The organism is Granulicatella adiacens ATCC 49175, from assembly GCF_025150565.1.
Taxonomy (GTDB): Bacteria; Bacillota; Bacilli; order Lactobacillales; family Aerococcaceae; genus Granulicatella; species Granulicatella adiacens.
Genome location: NZ_CP102283.1, coordinates 169734 through 187082, shown reverse-complemented (window position 1 = coordinate 187082; position 17349 = coordinate 169734). Strand labels below are relative to the sequence as shown.

16 protein-coding genes are annotated in these 17349 nt (G+C 38.2%); 2 read left to right on the top strand and 14 right to left on the bottom strand.

The window, feature by feature from the left end; genetic code table 11:
* Position 1: 1 nt before the first annotated feature.
* The 11 genes from NQ540_RS00990 to murQ form a co-directional block, all read right to left on the bottom strand.
* Positions 2-325 carry a hypothetical protein gene (locus NQ540_RS00990; protein WP_005607752.1) on the bottom strand — a complete coding sequence of 108 codons (324 nt, stop codon included), beginning with the start codon at positions 323-325 and terminating at the stop codon, positions 2-4.
* 103 nt (positions 326-428) lie between these two features.
* Positions 429-995, bottom strand: a complete 567-nt coding sequence (locus tag NQ540_RS00985) for a TetR/AcrR family transcriptional regulator (protein WP_005607753.1) — start codon at positions 993-995, stop codon at positions 429-431.
* 769 nt (positions 996-1764) lie between these two features.
* Positions 1765-3036, bottom strand: coding sequence for an NAD(P)H-dependent oxidoreductase (locus NQ540_RS00980; protein WP_005607754.1), 1272 nt, complete (start codon positions 3034-3036; stop codon positions 1765-1767).
* Positions 3037-3052: 16 nt separating this feature from the next.
* On the bottom strand, positions 3053-3667 hold the full coding sequence (locus tag NQ540_RS00975; protein ID WP_005607755.1) for an NADPH-dependent FMN reductase: 615 nt from the start codon (positions 3665-3667) through the stop codon (positions 3053-3055).
* A complete protein-coding gene (locus NQ540_RS00970) occupies positions 3660-4586 on the bottom strand; it encodes an FAD:protein FMN transferase (RefSeq protein ID WP_005607756.1) in 927 nt (308 codons plus the stop codon). The genes NQ540_RS00975 and NQ540_RS00970 overlap by 8 nt, the downstream gene beginning before the upstream one ends.
* Before the next feature lie 1288 nt (positions 4587-5874).
* Positions 5875-6204: a zinc ribbon domain-containing protein YjdM gene (locus NQ540_RS00965; RefSeq protein WP_005607758.1), complete on the bottom strand. Its 330-nt coding sequence runs from the start codon at positions 6202-6204 to the stop codon at positions 5875-5877.
* Between the two features lie 31 nt (positions 6205-6235).
* Positions 6236-7477: a peptidase U32 family protein gene (locus tag NQ540_RS00960; protein WP_005607759.1), complete on the bottom strand. Its 1242-nt coding sequence runs from the start codon at positions 7475-7477 to the stop codon at positions 6236-6238.
* A gap of 11 nt (positions 7478-7488) precedes the next feature.
* Positions 7489-8409: a peptidase U32 family protein gene (locus NQ540_RS00955; protein ID WP_005607760.1), complete on the bottom strand. Its 921-nt coding sequence runs from the start codon at positions 8407-8409 to the stop codon at positions 7489-7491.
* Positions 8410-8563: 154 nt separating this feature from the next.
* Complete coding sequence (locus NQ540_RS00950) at positions 8564-9595, bottom strand: MupG family TIM beta-alpha barrel fold protein (RefSeq protein ID WP_259912570.1); 1032 nt, start codon at positions 9593-9595, stop codon at positions 8564-8566.
* The gene (locus tag NQ540_RS00945) at positions 9582-11009 is read right to left on the bottom strand and encodes a PTS transporter subunit EIIC (protein WP_005607762.1); all 1428 of its coding nucleotides are present in this window, start codon (positions 11007-11009) and stop codon (positions 9582-9584) included. The genes NQ540_RS00950 and NQ540_RS00945 overlap by 14 nt, the downstream gene beginning before the upstream one ends.
* Before the next feature lie 4 nt (positions 11010-11013).
* The gene (murQ, locus tag NQ540_RS00940; RefSeq protein ID WP_005607763.1) at positions 11014-11919 is read right to left on the bottom strand and encodes an N-acetylmuramic acid 6-phosphate etherase; all 906 of its coding nucleotides are present in this window, start codon (positions 11917-11919) and stop codon (positions 11014-11016) included.
* 138 nt (positions 11920-12057) lie between these two features.
* Here murQ and NQ540_RS00935 point away from each other — a divergent pair, with 138 nt between their 5' ends.
* Together NQ540_RS00935 and NQ540_RS00930 are read left to right on the top strand one after the other, a co-directional pair.
* Positions 12058-12861: a MurR/RpiR family transcriptional regulator gene (locus tag NQ540_RS00935; protein ID WP_005607764.1), complete on the top strand. Its 804-nt coding sequence runs from the start codon at positions 12058-12060 to the stop codon at positions 12859-12861.
* Positions 12862-12918: 57 nt separating this feature from the next.
* Positions 12919-13770, top strand: coding sequence for an N-acetylglucosamine kinase (locus NQ540_RS00930; RefSeq protein WP_005607766.1), 852 nt, complete (start codon positions 12919-12921; stop codon positions 13768-13770).
* A 54-nt stretch (positions 13771-13824) separates the two neighbouring features.
* Here NQ540_RS00930 and anmK read toward each other — a convergent pair whose 3' ends face one another.
* From anmK to NQ540_RS00915, 3 genes are all read right to left on the bottom strand, one after another.
* Positions 13825-14967, bottom strand: coding sequence for an anhydro-N-acetylmuramic acid kinase AnmK (gene anmK / locus NQ540_RS00925; protein ID WP_005607768.1), 1143 nt, complete (start codon positions 14965-14967; stop codon positions 13825-13827).
* Positions 14967-15803 carry a MurR/RpiR family transcriptional regulator gene (locus NQ540_RS00920; RefSeq protein WP_259912569.1) on the bottom strand — a complete coding sequence of 279 codons (837 nt, stop codon included), beginning with the start codon at positions 15801-15803 and terminating at the stop codon, positions 14967-14969. Before NQ540_RS00920 ends, anmK begins: the two co-directional genes overlap by 1 nt.
* A 99-nt stretch (positions 15804-15902) precedes the next feature.
* Positions 15903-17336 carry a glycoside hydrolase family 1 protein gene (locus NQ540_RS00915; protein WP_039849254.1) on the bottom strand — a complete coding sequence of 478 codons (1434 nt, stop codon included), beginning with the start codon at positions 17334-17336 and terminating at the stop codon, positions 15903-15905.
* Positions 17337-17349: the final 13 nt, after the last annotated feature.

Sequence of the window (17349 nt, the reverse complement as noted above, 5' to 3'; positions counted from 1 at the left end):
CTCATTTCCAAAATTTAAAAGATACCCAAAAAGCCAGTGCGATAGTAGGAATAAAACCAATCACTTTGATAACAAAATCGGTATCCGGCAAGCTGTATATATAAATTATGATAGTCACTGCTGCCAACCAAATGCCTGCAATTTGCAAAATGGCAGGTAATCCGGTAATCATACATAACCCTATCGCTAACAACATTATGCCTCCAGTAGCAAAGCTCATGAAATCAGGGCTGGATAAGTCAATTGACTGTAGCATAGCTCCCAATATAATGACCAAAATACCAATAACGGCGACAGAAATTCCTGCAATACTCCATCCATTCATTTTTTTACCCCTTGTTTGTTCATAATAATATCTCCTTTATAATTTTGAATGAATAAAATTTAAATTCATTCATTTTCTCTTAAAAAATAAAGAAATCAATTCTTTATTTTTTTAAAATGCCCTTTACAAAATAAGTTGCAAGTATTTCAACTGTTTTACTGACACCCGGAAAATCATTTTCTGTAATGTGCATATCCATATAGTAAAACAGATTGTAAACTTGTAAGATTTCTTGAATTCTTTCTTGTGAATATCCTTCATCCTCGATACGATTGGTAAATGTCTCCTCTAAAAACTGATGAAATGAATTTGAAATTTTGCCTTCTTCCGAAGAATAATAACGATGCAACTCATTAGAAATCATAGGATTGTACCATTCCGAAAGAATTTTATTGGAAGAAATATAACTTCGTGACGTTCTGAAAATCTGACTGACAAGTTCGACCATATCCATTCCCCAATCAATTTCGTTTATCATTGCTTGACGTACACGATTATTCTCATCTACATAAACATCTAAAAAAATAGCTTCTTTACTGTCATAATAGTTATAGAAAGAACCGACTGCCACACCAGCTTGTTTGGCAATTTCTGAAATTCCTGTTGCCTTATAGCCTGTTTTAGAGAAGATATCATGGGCAGCAGCCTTTAAAGCCTGTTTTTTATCCAATTTAACAGATCTCCTTTTTGTTATGAATGAATATTTTTTTTATTCATTCATAATGTATCATATTGCATGTTCCTTGTCAACATAATAAGAAAATAAAAGACTTTAAGTTTACAATCAACACACTTTACAGTCTTAGAATTCCCCCTTATTCTTTCCAAGCGTCAAATCAAACTACGATACCTGAATTGCCTGACTCTGTATGCCAAGATATTTGAAAGTTCCACGCTTTTCTTACTGTTCTTTAACACTTTATATTCCCTCTAATTTTTCATTTTCCTGTTCAATGAACATCAGTCATACAGTTATCAAATTGCAGTGTTTGTTCTCTGCCATCTTTGGCAAAAGTGAATTTTCGTTGTTGTAAAAATTAAGAAATAAGAGGAACAGCAAGCATAGGAAAGGGTTCGTACTTTTTGTGGTGTTTTCCTGCATACAGTTCAAGAATAAGGTCAAGGATTTCATCAATACGATCACTGTCAAGTCCTGATTAGCTTCTACTTCGTAACACGAGCATGAAAAAGCGGTGTTCTTATACTTCCTTTAACAGAAGCGAAAGAGCACCGCTTTTACGATTTCCTATTTAATTTTGATTCCCACAACATGCCTTTTATGTCTGTGGTAAAGTACTTCTATCTGAAGAGTTTTTACAGCACATCAAGGCTTTTTCCTCAAAAGTAGTAAATTGTAGTAAATTCAATCCACTCTCTTGTAAATATCCTTGTATTTCAAAGGGTTTGAGGGTTAACTATTAAAGTTTGCATTTAAACTCTTAATGTTCTGAAGCACCGCTTGTTGCGTCTACTGCTTGTGCTTGAGCTGGAGCTGAATGCCCGCTATCTGAAGCACCACTTGTCGCATCTGCTGCTGGAGCTGGAGCTGAGTGTCCGCTGTTTGAAGCGCCGCTTGTTGCGTCAGCTACAGGAGCTGCCCCATTTGCGCTGACTAAACGTTGGCCAGTTGTTTGTAAGTACCAATCTAACCATGGTTTGAAGTCAAATACGATTTCGTTAATTCCAGCGTAAGAACCATCAGGATAGTACATTGCTTGATAGTTGTGTACGTTGATGATTTCTGGTGGAGTGTTCGGAACGATTGTACGGAAGTAATCCACGTTTCCTGCACGTAAGTTCGCAATGAGGTATTCCACATTTTTGAAGGTACGTGGTGGGTGAACAGTTCCTAAACGGTTACCAGATTGAGATGGCACACGTGGAGCCAACATTTTGTTTGCTGGTTTGTTGAAGTTATAGTACAAGAATTGGTTGTTGTCATCGGCATATGTTACTTCAAATGGTAAAGCTTTTAAGAACATATCGATTTGGTCAACGGTTAATAAACCGTGGTCTAAGCGAACATAGTCGTTTCCTTGAGCCGCTCCAACGATTTCACTTGCTTTTTCAACCCATTCTGGATCATCAGGATCTACGCCTTGAACTGTTGTAGAAATTGGGTTTGTGCAGTCTAAATCTTCTGGAGGAGTTGGTAATGGTTTGCGTAACACTTTTACAACCTCCACATATTTCACGAAGTTTTCTAAGCATGAACGTAAGAACGCAACAGTTCCTTCGCTCTTAATATTTCCTTCTTCGTCAAACGCTTCTTTTGCTTTTCCTAATAGGAATTCGTTCCCTGGCAATACATATGCGTTTACCCCTGGAGCGTCCAAGATTTTACGTAAATGCACTTGCGCACGAGAAGTTCCTTGATCATAGTGAGAAGCTCCCATAATCATTACAGGTTTGTTTTCGAATGGGTGTAAGTTGAATGACATCCATTCTAATGTACTCTTCAACGCAGCTGTAATGGTGTGGTTGTGTTCAGGTGTTGCGATAATCACACCATCTGCACGGATTAATTTGTTGTACATGTATTGTACTGGGAAGCTCTTAGATTGATCTTCGTCTTGGTTGAACATTGGAATATCTTTAATTTCTAAGATTTCAAACTCGAATAAGTCACCGAATTTCTTTTCGATAAATTGTAATAATAAACGGTTATGCGAAAATTCCGCATTTGATCCTACGATACCAATAATTTTCATACTTTACTGTCACTCCTTATTTTTTAGAACTGTCCCATGAGAAGTTTTTCGCTTCTTTTGCACGAGCTTCGTTGGCACGAACTAATTGTCCTGTAATTTCAATGAATAATAAGTAATCTGCGAAAATCTTTTCTAATTTTTCAACAGTTGCTGCATCTTTTAAGTTGCCTTCTTCGTCGAATGCTTGTAAGGCGTGACCTAATAAGAATTCATCACTTGGTAAAACGCGTGCTTTAATTTCTGGTGCGTCTAAAATTTGACGTAATTGACTTTGTGCACGTGAAGATCCGAGTGTTCCGTATGATGCTCCTGTAATCATGACAGGTTTGTTTAATAATGGATAGATACCATAAGATAACCATGCTAAAGCGTTCATTAATACAGCTGGGCATGAGTGATCATATTCTGGTGTACTAATGATGACTCCATCTGCTGCAGCAATTTTATCTGCAATTACTTGTGCTTCTTGTGGCACTACTTTTGGAGTTGGTTTGTTGAACATTGGTAAGTCTTTAATTTCGACAAGTTCAATTTCCGCCTGTTCTGAAAAATGTTTTTGAATGTATTGTAATAGTTGACGGTTTGTTGATTTTTTTGAGTTTGTTCCGACTAAACCGATTAATTTAACCATTTGAGTACTTCCTTTCGAGTAATTGAATCTTTGAAGCGAGTCCTGATGTGTAGAAAATACGATCATCGTCTAAAATCAACACAGCTTCGATGTTAGGGTTTTGTTCCACTTCGAATAAGATTTCATGTGCTTTTTTTCCAAAGAGTCTTGTTGTCCATATCTCACAATCGACTGACTGCTTCGATACAATCGTTAGACTAGCAACGTCCGTCTCTGCTGGATATCCTGTATTAGGGTCCAAAATATGATGGTATTTCTTCCCATCAACTTCAAGTACCCGCTCGTAGACACCTGATGTGACAATCGACTCCTCTTGAATCGGAAGAAGCGCCACATTTTCTCCACGCAGGAGTTTAGGATTTTGAATCCCAATCCACCAATTCCCATCTTCATGATGAATAGCAGGGCCTAGCGTGAGAACATTCCCACCAAGGTTAATAAGCGCAGAGGTCACTCCAAGCTCTTTCAGCTGTTGCATCACTAAGTCAGCAATGTACCCTTTGGCAATACAGCCAAGGTCGATTCGCATTCCTTCTTCCAACAGAAAAATCGTCTGACTGGCTTCATCCAATTCGACTTTCGTTGCATCGGTCAGTTGCAGTTTGGCCTTAATTTCCTCATCCGTTGGTACTCGTGCATCACTAAAGCCCACGCGCCATGTTTGAACAACCGGGCCAATCAAGATATTCATCCGACTTCCTGCAGCTAGACTATTCTCCAGCCCCAATTTCACCAAATGAAAAATCTCTGGATGAACAGCGACTGCATGTTTCCCAGCTGCCAAGTTTACAGCCATCAGTTCTGAAGTGGGGTCATTCGCGCTAAAACGATGTTCATATCGTTTCAATTGCTCGAAAACTTCAGCCACTAAACGCTCGCCTTCTGGATGCGCAATTTTCAATTCGATGACGGTTCCCATCAATCGAATGGTACCTGTATGATACTGTTCCAAAACTGCCACTTCTCCTATTTGAAATATGTGAAAAAAAGCACAGAAACGCCTACACAAAAGCGTTTTCGACTCCTTAGTTTGAATGTAACACAGTAGAAATCAAATTTCAAGAACGCTGGTCTAAAATAAGCCATAAAAATATGCATAAGAAAACGATTCCTATGCATACAATCCTTATTTATTAAATTTTAATTACGGAACTGATTAGGAATGACTAATCCGCAGAGTGTAAAGAGCACTGCCAAACTAGATCCGATTGGAAAAATCGTTGCTGAACAAACAAGCCCGATTACTTTAAACAAAATATCCCACTTGATCCACCTGCTACGTTTTGCACTCATTTCATGAAATTCTTCAGATGGATTCACCTAAGAAACACTTCTAAAGAACACTAATGTTGCTGCAGTAATGAGTAAAACGATGATTCCATAAAACACCTGCACGGTCGCATTATAAAAATCCATCGCAATCAAACTTGTTACTAAGTTTGCTAAAGTTCACTGAGTCGAGGGACGAAAAAAAGCCCCCTACTTTTATAGTTAAAAGCACCACAAAGCCGAATCCTGCTCTTCATGAGAAGCAATAAAACTGATCACTAAGTTTGGTGAAGCTCACTAAGTCGAGGGACGAAAAAAAAGCCCCCTCTTTAATAAGCACTAAAAAGCCGAAGCCGGTCCTCTTCATGAGAAGCAATAAACTTAATGTGAGCCTTTATGGAGTTTTGGCGTTCTCGAGGGACTACAGAAAAAGCCCTTTGGATTCTATAATAACAACAATAGCGACTAGTAACCGTTGCGAATTAGATTCTCTTGAAAATTTATTTTCTAGAGAATCTTTGAGGCTCGGTAGGATTGAGACCTTGGCTCAATACACTCCGGAGCCCTTCTCTTACTGAGAAGCAATAAAACTTATCACTAAGTTTGGTAAATTTCACTGAATCGAGGGACGAAAAAAGCCCCCTCTTTAATAAGCTCTAAAAAGCCAAAGCCGGTCCTCTTACTGAGAAGCAAGAAACTTAATTTGAGCTGATACAAAGTTCCGGCATCCTGGAGGGGCTACAGAAAAAGCCCTTTGGATTCTATAATAACAACAATAGCGACCAGTAACCGTTGCGAATTAGATTCTCTTGAAAATTTATTTTCTAGAGAATCTTTGAGGCTCGGTAGGCGGGAGACTTTGACTCCCACCGGTACAGCTGTTGTCGTTATTATGAAGATATCCAAAGGGCTTGAATGTAGTCCCTACGGGACTCCCATTAAATCTTTTTAACAAACTCAGATTTAAGTTTCATTGCGCCGAATCCATCTATCTTACAATCGATATTATGATCGCCTTCCACGATGCGAATATTTTTCACGCGTGTTCCTTGCTTAATATCTTTCGGAGCGCCTTTTACTTTCAAGTCTTTGATGACTGTTACAGTATCTCCGTCTTGTAATTTATTTCCGTTCGCATCGATCGCTACAGGACCTTCTTCAACTTCTGAGCCTGGTTCCCACTCATACGCACACTCAGGGCATACTAATAATACACCATCTTCATATGTGTATTCTGAACCACATTTAGGGCAATTTGGTAATGACATTTACATTCCTTCTTTCTATTCAAAATTCATCTTAACGACGTTTACGAATCATATCTAACGGTTTTACTGGTTCCGTTACTTTCATTTTACAAATCATCATGGCATGAGGGGCCGCTTCGATTTCTTCCCCGTTTTCATCCCACAACTGAGTTAATACTTCTTCGTGATGACGCATTCCAGGTCCGTAGAACTCGATTTGGTCTCCGACTTTGAAGTTGTTTCGTTGTTGAACGGTAGCCATTTGTGTTTCTGGATCATATTCCAACACTTGTCCAACGAACGCATATTGAGGAATTTGACGGCGTGGGCCAAATAATTGTTCATGTTCGGTTGGAACTTGATAATAGAACCCAGTTGCTAATTCACGTTGCGCTGCTTTCCATAACTCGTCAATCCATTCTTGTTTACATACATAGTTATCTGGATCTTCGCAGTAAGAATCCACCGCTGCACGGTAAACATTTGAAACCGTAGAAACATAGTGAATGGACTTCATACGACCTTCAATCTTCAAACTATCCACTCCGGCTTCAATTAAATCCGGTAAGTTCTGAATCATCGCTAGGTCAACGGCACTCATAGAGAATTTCTCTTCGATTCCTTCTTCACCCGCACCAACCATATTCTTTTCACCAGCAAATGGCATATCAAACAGACCGTATTTCCAACGACAAGATTGCGCACATCCACCACGGTTCGCATCACGATGTACCATGTGGTTAGATAATACACAACGTCCTGAATAAGAAATACACATTGCACCGTGGATGAATGCTTCAATTTCGACATCCACTTTTTCTTGCATTTCTTTGATTTCTTCCATTGAAACTTCACGCGCTAATACGACACGTTCTAATCCTTCGTCTTTCCAGAAGTTGAGCGTTTCATAGTTAGCTGCTGAAGATTGTGTTGATAAATGGATAGGTAATCCTGGTGCTTCTGAGGCACAGATATCCATTAAGGCCATGTCACTAATAATGGCTGCATCGATTCCGATGTCACGAACGGTACGGAAGAAATCTCCTGCTCCTTTTTCGTCTCCTTCGTGTGTCACCATGTTTGCTGCGATATATACTTTTGCATTATGTGCATGGGCAAAATCAACGGCTTCTTTCATTTCCGCAAAGTCGAAGTTCCCTGCACGGCTACGAAGTCCGTACGCTTCCCCACCAAGGAAAACGGCATCTGCTCCGTATAAAATAGCTGTTTTTAATTTTTCAAGAGTACCCGCTGGAGCAAGTACTTCAGGTTTTTTCAATATCTTTCTTCCCATTTGACTCTCTCCTATTTCACATCTTCTGGATTTAATAAGTAAAATCCTGCCTCAAGGCCACGAACTTCTGGATGAAGGGCACGAACTTGTAATTCAAGACTGGCGCTCTTTTCAGTAGTCCATGTTCCTGCTTCGATTTCATTACGAGCATTCACGAATAATTTTGCCACTTCGACAAAGTTTTCCCCTGGAGCGAGTACTCCGTCTAGCTTCCATTGCGGAATCCCCATTTCTGTTAGTTCTAACAAATATGGTGCTAATGACACGTCGTTGTTCGCAAAAATATGCGTTCCATTCATATCTTCGTAGATGGAATAGTGAGAATCGTCATCTGCTGGTTCTGACACAAACAGACCACGGCGTTTTTCAACCGATTCTTTTTTCTCAATATAATTGAAATAGTTATTTAAAAGTGGACGTTTTGAATGATGGATACAAGTTGCTCCATAAACAAGAACCTCAATTGGAATTTCTACACCCGCTGCCAAGATTTTCATCTCTTCACGAGGAATTTCACGCGCAATCACCGCACCAACGGCACCACGTTTTCCCCAGAAGTTGACTTGACGACTACTTGTCACTAGTACGGCCGCATCATAACGGTACGGAATCGAATACTCAGGATTCTTCATAATTTGAACCACTCCTGGATCTCCTACCGCAATGTTATCCGCACCAATTTCCTTTAAAAAGGTTAAGTATTCCGGAACGAGCGCAATCCCTTCATTATGGAAAATCGCGTTTACCGCAACACTTGCTTTCTTCCCATATTGGTGCGCCAATTCTGTTAATTCTTTTTGTTCCTCACGTGTAAACGACATCGGAAGACGAAGCCCAAATTGGTCCTCCCCGAAATAAATCGTATCCACGCCTGCTTCAAGCAAATCTTTTGCTTGTTGGATCGATTCAACTGTTGCAATCAGCTCTATCATCCAAAGGCCCCCTTTGTTTTCTTTAAAATTTATACTTATCTAGAGTATCACAAAACAACTGAATTTTCTATTGTTAAAATATAAACAACACTCTCTTGATTTTTTATTCATAAGAAAATCCACCCTACTAAAATTGTAGGATGGATGCTATATATTATTCTACTTCGAATCGAATGCCTATCCCTTCTGGTAAAGCTTTAAATACAGCAATCTCAGATGGTAATAAATGACCGATAACGTTTTGACGCGCATCTGATGGTAAACTTTCTTTAGTAATTTCAATTTCGCCTTGATAGCGACCATACCCCGCATTAGCCTGATTGATTTCTCCAACGGTGCGGATTGTTGTAGAAACCTCTCCGCCAAGCAAGGTCCAGCCGCGAGTACCGAGTACACGGTACACAAAATCACTGGCATCGATACGGTCACGAAGCACTTTTCCTGTTAATTCAACTGGTACTTGCGCCTTTAATGACACGAATCCTTCCTGAAATTCCTTCATGACTTTTTGTGTTGACTCATGAATAAATGTATCACCAACCAAAATCATGTCCGTATGCGCACGAATGAGTTCACAAATGGCAAGACGCGTATCCAAAGTACGATGTGTTTCCACAGTAGGCAATCCTTCATGAAGCGGACCCCTTAAAGGTTCGTCTCCTGGAATAAACGCGAGTACTTTGACCCCAAGCGCCCGCAATTTTTGATTAATCGCCGTGAATTTCTCAAGCGAAATTCCTGAATATACTTTTGGATAATAATTGTGGCAAGCAATGATTTGCTTAGCAAATCCTAGTCGCTCTAACAATTGGTATTCTCGATTTGTAAATGTTGAAGCATTTACTACAAGCGTAAACGCCTTACCGCAACGTTCAATAAACGCTTCGTCCCCAAATTCGTCCAGACGTAGGTACGAAAGCCCTGCATTTTTCAGAGCCTCAATATTTTCTTTGGTAAGATCTTTATGGGCGATGTCTGGGATTAAATCCACTTCATATGAACGAGCAAGTTCCACAAGACGTGTCATATCTGCTATTTCTAGCGGATGTTCTGGTAACTGAAAAGAAGTGAAAGCCACGGTTTGACGCGCGGCTTTCATTTCTTCTAATACTTGTGTAACGACTTGTTCACCAAGATTGATATAAATGGAGCGCCCAAAAGAAATATTTCTTTTACTTGTTTCCATATACTTCATTAATACGATCTTCATCTACACCGAAGAACCATGTAATCACAAATCCTCCGATATAAGCTCCAATCATTGCAATTAAGAATTGTAATTGCGTTCCTGGCACCATGATTAAAGCTCCGAATAAACCTGAAACCCCTTGAGATACTGTTCCTAGGTGGAATAGAACTGCTAATACACCACCAACACCAGATCCTAAGCAGGCTGTTAAGAATGGTTTTCCTAAAGGAAGTGTTACAGCATACATCATTGGTTCCCCGATACCTAAGATCCCTACTGGTAATGAGTCTCTTGTTAATTGTTTTAATTTTTTGTTTTTAGTCTTCAAGTATAATGCTAAACCTGCACCGACTTGACCACCACCGGCCATCATTAAGATTGGTAATAGGTAGTTGATACCAGCACTTGGTCCGTTTGGATCGTTTAATAGAACGTGAATTGGTGTTAATGCTTGGTGTAAACCAACAGATACGATTGGTAAGAAACCAGCAGAAAGAATATAACCACCAACAACGCCTAATTGTTCATATACAAAGTTTAATACTGTATAAATTCCTTGAGTCATTGCTGCACCAGCAGGTTGAATGACTAATACAGACAAGAATGCTCCAATAATCAGTGTGCATAATGGTGTCAAGAATGTTTTCAACATTTGTGGCATGAATTTATCAATGGCACGTTCTAAGTAAGCTACTAAAATCCCCATCATTAAGGCAGCTAATAGACCACCAGCACCTGGGTTAAATGCTTTACCTGTAAACGGCATTAATACTTGGCCAGCATCTGTTTTTAAAAGAAGTGGCATTGTTGAAACACCAAGTGACATGCTTCCTGCAATCGCCCCAAGAATTGGAGTTCCTTTGAATTCACGAGCGGCATTATACCCTACGTATAAAGGTAAGAACGTAAATAGTCCCCAACCCATTGTACGAATGGCTTGGTACCACCATTCAAAGTTATAAGCATTTTGTGTAGTTACGTTAATTACGTTTGAAATCCCATTGATTAACCCAGCGGCGATAATCCCTGGTAATAGTGGCACGAAAATATTAGCAATATGTTCCAAGAATCGTTGGATAGGACCCCTATGTGCGGCCTTATTTTCTTTTTTGTTTTCCTTCGCTAAATCTGCTGCATTAATCTCATCCACACTACCTAAATCAATTCCTGTTAAAGCTGAAAATTCACGACCTACTTCAGTCACTTTACCAGGTCCTAAAACGATTTGAACACCTTGTTCACGTTCAACAACTCCTAATACTGAATCTACATCTTTTAATCCAGCTACATCCACTTTTGATGTATCTGCTACTGTCAGACGTAAACGTGTCATACAAGTTGCATTACTGACCACATTTTCCTTCTGTCCGACCTTACTTAAAATTTCACTTGCTACCTTTTTTGCATCCATTTTATTAAGCCCCCTTATTTTGTATTGCTCTAACAATATTCATTTGATTATCTCGAAGAAGTTTTTCCGCTTCTTCTACTGAAATATGATGTAATTGAGAAATAATAGCTACCTTTAAATCAAAATGATTGTCCTCAAGAACTTTTCTGGCATCCTCTTGAGGTAAGTTAGTTACTTTAGCTAGAATATTGGTTGCTCGTTGTTTCAATTTTTGATTTGTTGGTTGAACGTCGACCATATATCCTTTAAAAATTTTCCCTACTTGAATCATTGCTGTAGTAGTAATCATATTGAGAATGATTTTTTGTGCTGTGCCTGCCTTCATTCGAGTAGAGCCTGTAACCACTTCTGGTCCGGTAATAGCCTCAATTCCCACTGAGGCTACTTTAGAAATTAAAGCATCTGGAGAATTTGAAATAGCTCCAGTAAAGCATCCCACCTCTTTTGCGTAGCTTAATCCTGCCACAACATACGGTGTTCGCCCACTTGCACTAATTCCAACGACGACATCTTCTTTGACTAGACCAAGCTTTTTCAACTGTTCTTGCGCAATGGTTTCATCATCTTCTGCTCCTTCTATTGCATGACGAAGGGCATAATCTCCACCTGCTATAACGCCAACTACCATATCCGGTGAAACGCCAAAGGTTGGTGGACACTCACTTGCATCCAAATCACCGAGTCTACCAGAAGTTCCCGCACCAAGATAAATCAATCGACCTCCTTTCTCAAACGCTTGTACGACTGCTGCAGTTACTTTTTCAATCGAAGGAATGCATCGTTCAATCGCATCTGTAACGGTCCTATTCTCATCATTCATATAATGTAAAATCTGACCAATCGATTGTGTTTCAATATCCACACTTCTATCATTTACTTGTTCTGTCATCAACTTGGAAATGTCATCCATTTTCTCCACCTCCTCCTTAAAATTCCACTAGAATCAGAATTGGAATCGTTTTCTTAAGAATATTATACATCGTTGTAAATTTTATTTCAATACTATATAATTGAATTGGAAATAAAGTTTCAGAAAGCGGGATATTGTATGAAGAACTATTTAACAACTACAGACAAAAAAATCGAATCGTTCATTGCACAGAATTCAGATATAGTACTCTCATCTAGTATTCATACTTTATCTGAACAAATTGGTGTTTCCCCATCATCCATCAGTAAGTTTATTAAGAAAATTGGATATCGTTCGTATTCACGGTTTAAAGTGCATCTCGCACAGAAAAATACTAAAACCATCGATGAACAAATCGAAAAAGACGACTCTATTAAAACCATTCAATCAAAACTTTTTAGTACCGTGACTCGTTCCTATGAAATGACTTTAGAACTACTCGACGACTCGGCGCTAAACAACATCATTAGTTTGATGAGAAATGCAAAAAAGATTTATGCATTTGGCGTGGGGGCTTCTGGAATGGTCTGTAATGATTTCTATTTTAAACTAAGCAGAATTGGGAAAAATATTATCTATCATACAGATTCCCATACTCAACTGGCAAGTCTTAGTAGTGCCACTAAAGAAGACCTTATCATCGGTGTTAGTTACTCTGCACAAACAAAAGAAGTTGCTACCGCGTTTGTGATTGCCAAAGAACGTGGAATTCCAACCGTATCTATAACAGGACTTGGAAACACACAATTAGATTCTTTAAGTACTTATTGCTTAAAAATACCCCGACACGAAAATACGATTCGTTCTGCCGCTATCACTAGCCGAAACGATTCATTATTTTTAGTGGACTTACTCTATTTAGGGCTTCTCCAAAAGGAAGATAGTCTCCAAAATGATATTTTAGAAACCAGTTATAAATTTACTCACCAATTACGGAAGTAAACATCCCTAAAAATTCCCCTATTCACTAAACAGATAAAAATTGAGAGGACCGTTATTATGAAAATTGGCATAGATGCTGGAGGAACAAAGACCAAAGGTGTTTTATATAAAGATAATCAAATCATTGATGAATTAATTGGAGAGATGGGCAATCCCATTGTCAACTTTGAGCTCGCTGTTTCTAATGTTTTGCGAGTCATTGAGAAGTTACTATCTCAAAATAAACTCAACTACATGGATATTTCGATAATATCGATTGGAATGGCTGGAGCAGGTACAATAATTCAAGAACTCACCTGCGCTTTTAAAGAAAGAATCCCTTGCAAATTTGTCGTAGATTCCGATTTAAAAATGAGTCATATCGCTACTTTTAAGAATCAGGACGGAAATTTATTCATTGCTGGAACGGGTTCCTCTCTTCTTTCACGAAAGAATGGAGAATTTATTCAAAAAGGAGGATGGGGACATATTTTAGGGGATGAAGGTAGTGGCTATTGGATTGGCAAGAAAATTTTAACTACCTATATTCATTATCTTGATTTTTCAGAATCTCCTTTAGACTTTAGCGAACTGATTCCTACTCTAGAAGAGCGATTCCCTGACAGAACTTCCATTATACAAACTGTGTACTCCAAACCTAAAACAGAAGTCGCAAAACTCGCCACCTTCTGTACCACTTTTGATGCAAATTACTTTTTACATACCCTTGCTGAGCAGGCTGGAAAAGATATTGCAAATACTTTACTATCTTGCAATAATGACAGCATTATTCCAGTTGCTTTTGAGGGAAGTGTGATCAAAAACAATGTGACTATACTCAACAGTTGTATTTCAGCATTGCAAACTTTTCACAAAGAGCTTCAAATGATTCCTTCTCGCCCTGCTACCGAGAGTGTGTTCTATTTGTAAATAAAAAACGATTGTGCCGATGAGATTACTCCCATCGGCACAATCGTTTTTTATTTATAGAGTAGGGTACGTAATTTGCCCTAAAATAACACTCTTCTTGGCACCAGTTGCAGAAGGAACATTAGAAGGGCTTCTATGGTAAGTCTGATTCCCAAGAATCACAAATGCTAAAGCTTCTTTTGCTTCAGAAGAAAAACCATGCTCTTCCTGTGTCATTACCGTTACTTCCGGAATCTCATTTCTGATAAGTTCTAGTAAATAAGAATTATAGGCTCCCCCACCACCAATAATACATTTCTTTAAACCATATTCAGAAATTAAATATTTTTTATAATGATAGGCAATCGAGTAGGCCGTAAACCAAGTAAATGTATGAATCAAATCATTCGGTTCACAGGAATGATATTTTTCAAGAATGGATTTTGTAAAATGCTCTCCAAACATCTCTCTACCCGTTGTTTTTGGAATCTCCAAATTGAAATAAGGATGTTCCTTTAATTCTGCTGCTAACGATGAAATCAGATTTCCTTGTCGTGCATAATAGCCATCTGTATCATATTTTTTGCCGTAAAAAGTTCGTACGGCTTCGTCAATCATCATGTTTCCTGGTCCTGTATCAAAAGCGATAACTTTTTTAGTGTCTCCTTTTTTGGGAAGGACAGTTACATTTCCAATGCCTCCAATATTTTGCAAAGCCACCGCTTGATTTTCTTCACTGTATAATAAAGTCTCACTATAAGGTACCAATGGAGCTCCTTCACCACCGACAGCCATATCCATGACTCTAAAATTGGAAATAACTTTAGTTTTGCATTCATTCGCTATAATCGCTGCCTCTCCAATTTGTAAGGTGCTCGGCACATAATCGTCATAGGGTTTTGGTATATGGAAAATGGTTTGTCCATGACTTGCTATAAAAGAAAGATCTTCCAACTTCACATTAGCATCTTTACACAGGCTCTTTACAGAGTCTGCGAAAAGATATCCTAATTCAAAATTCACCGAACAAATTAAATCCACCGGAATTAATTCTCTGCTACAGCATTTTCTTATTTTTGTTCTCAAACTTTCTGGGATGTCATATGTTTTAAAATATAATTGTTTTACTTTGGTGGACTCATCTTGACCGCTTATTTCACAAAGAACGGTATCCACACCATCTAAAGATGTTCCAGACATTAACCCTACTGCAAGCATTATTCAACCTCCTTAATGAACTGTCTTGTTCGAACCAGCAAATCTTTCGTGACATTAAAATCTGTCTTTGCAATTCCATAATACAATAAATCTGTAATCGTTAATAAACTATTTCTAGAAGTAATCGATCCTAAGCGAATCTCTTTTTCTTCTACAGGAACAAACAGTCGAATATCCGACAATGTCGAGAGTGTTGATTTTAAATTGTACTTTGTCACTCCAACAATTCTGGCTCCCATTGTCTTAGCAACTTTTGCAATGGAATTAACCGATTCAGTTTCACCATTATAACTAATAACAAGAACAACATCGTTCTTATCTAACTGCGCAATACGAGGCATTAAAGTATGCAAGTCACGATCGTACATGACATTTTGATGAATTCGAGTCATTTTATGATAGAAATCCAAACAAACAATACTGCTTCCTCCTACACCTAACAAGAAGACGGTTTTGGCTTCATGGATAAATTCGATGGCTTTTTCTAGTGCATGATAATCGAGTAAAGAAAAAGTTTCTCTTATATTTTGTGTTAACATGTTTTCCGTTTTTTGAAGCAATCCCATTAAGGAATCTTGAGGATTTAAAAAAGTTTCAATGTCATCTTCGTTTGTATACGATTGAGTTTCTTTGGCAAGAGCTACTTTAAAAGCAGGTAAGCCTTTATATCCCATCTTTTTAGAAAATCGTACCCATGCAGCTGCCGATGTTTTCGTCATGTCTCCTAATTCTTTGGCATTAGACTCTAGAACAACTTGTCTATTGACAAAAACAAACTCTGCAATCGATCGATCGGTTTCTGTAAAAGCACTCATTGAACTTTTAATTTTATACAACACACTCATGATACACACTCTCTTTAATTGTTTTTCTATGGTCCTCTTCTAGACGCTACGAACTTTATTCCTTATTCTTTATAATCATACACTCAACAGTTAATCAATATTTTCTTTTTTGTAATTCTTAATGAAGTCTTTATACCAATAGAAACTATCTTTTTTATATCTTGCATAGCTACCATTTCCGTGATTGTCAGCATCTACATAAATCACTCCATAACGTTTATCCATTTCACAACTACCCGCTGAAACGATATCCACAATCCCCCATGCAATAAACGCTTCAAGAGGGACTCCATCTTCAAGTGCTAATTGAGCTTGCTCGTAATACGACTTCATATACTCAATGCGATAATCATCATGGATTTGATGTTTTTCGGTTAATACATCTCGAGCGCCTAACCCATTTTCAGACACAATCACCGGTTTCCCGTATCGTTCGTAAACTCTATGAAGAGACGTTCTTAATCCTACCGGATCTATTTGCCACCCCCATTCGCTTGCTTTCAAGTATGGATTTTTAGTAGAAACAACTAAGTTTCCAGCGGTTTTGTCTGCTTCATCTACAGTAATTACTGAGGAAGTATAAAACGAAATAGATACAAAATCACATGTATTTTCTTTTAATAATTTTCTATCTTCTTCTGTAATTTGTAGCACTATATTTTTGTTTTTGAAAAATGTTTCTGCGTAATATGGGTACTCACCTTTTGATAAAATATCCATACAGTACCACTGGTTCATTTGTTCTTCAAACACCAATTTCAAATTGTCCTCAGGTTTGCTCGTTAATGGATAATAGCAGAAGCAAGCGATCATGGAACCAAAACGACCTGGTAAGTTCATTTTTCTTGCTAGTTGAATGGTTTTAGCGCTAGCTACAAACTGATGATGTAACGCTTGGAAAACATCTGACAATTGATATCCATTTTCTCCTTTTAATAAACCAACGCCATTATAAGGACTAAAATACCCTGCGTTGATTTCATTAAACGGTAGCCAATATTCGACTAAATGTCCCCACCTCTCAAACACAAAGGCTGCAAAGTGAAGAAAATGGTCAATACATTCTCTTCCTTTCCATCCTCCATATTGCTCTACTAAATAGATAGGCATTGCATAGTGGTTTAATGTTAGAAATATTTTGATTTTTTTCTCTTCTAACAACTGGAACACTTTATCATAATAGGCAACACCTTCTTGGGAAGGTTCTTCTTCAATTCCTTTAGGGAAAAGTCTTGACCAGCTAATCGAAAATCTATATAAGTCTAACCCTAATTCGGCAAAATACTCTATATCCTCTTCTAGGTGTTCAAACCCTTTTGTTCCATTTCTAAAAGGATAGTATTGTTTAGACGCTTCATTTTTAGCTTCTTCTATTTTTTCTCTTGTTAATAATCGAGTTTCTTCTGTGGCATTCGAAGTACGAGGTAAATAGGGTCTACAATCTTGTGTATCTAGGCCTTTTTCCAGAGTAAATCCGCCCTCATATTGACTAGCTGCTGTTGCTCCGCCCCATAATATCTTCATTGTTTTCTCCATT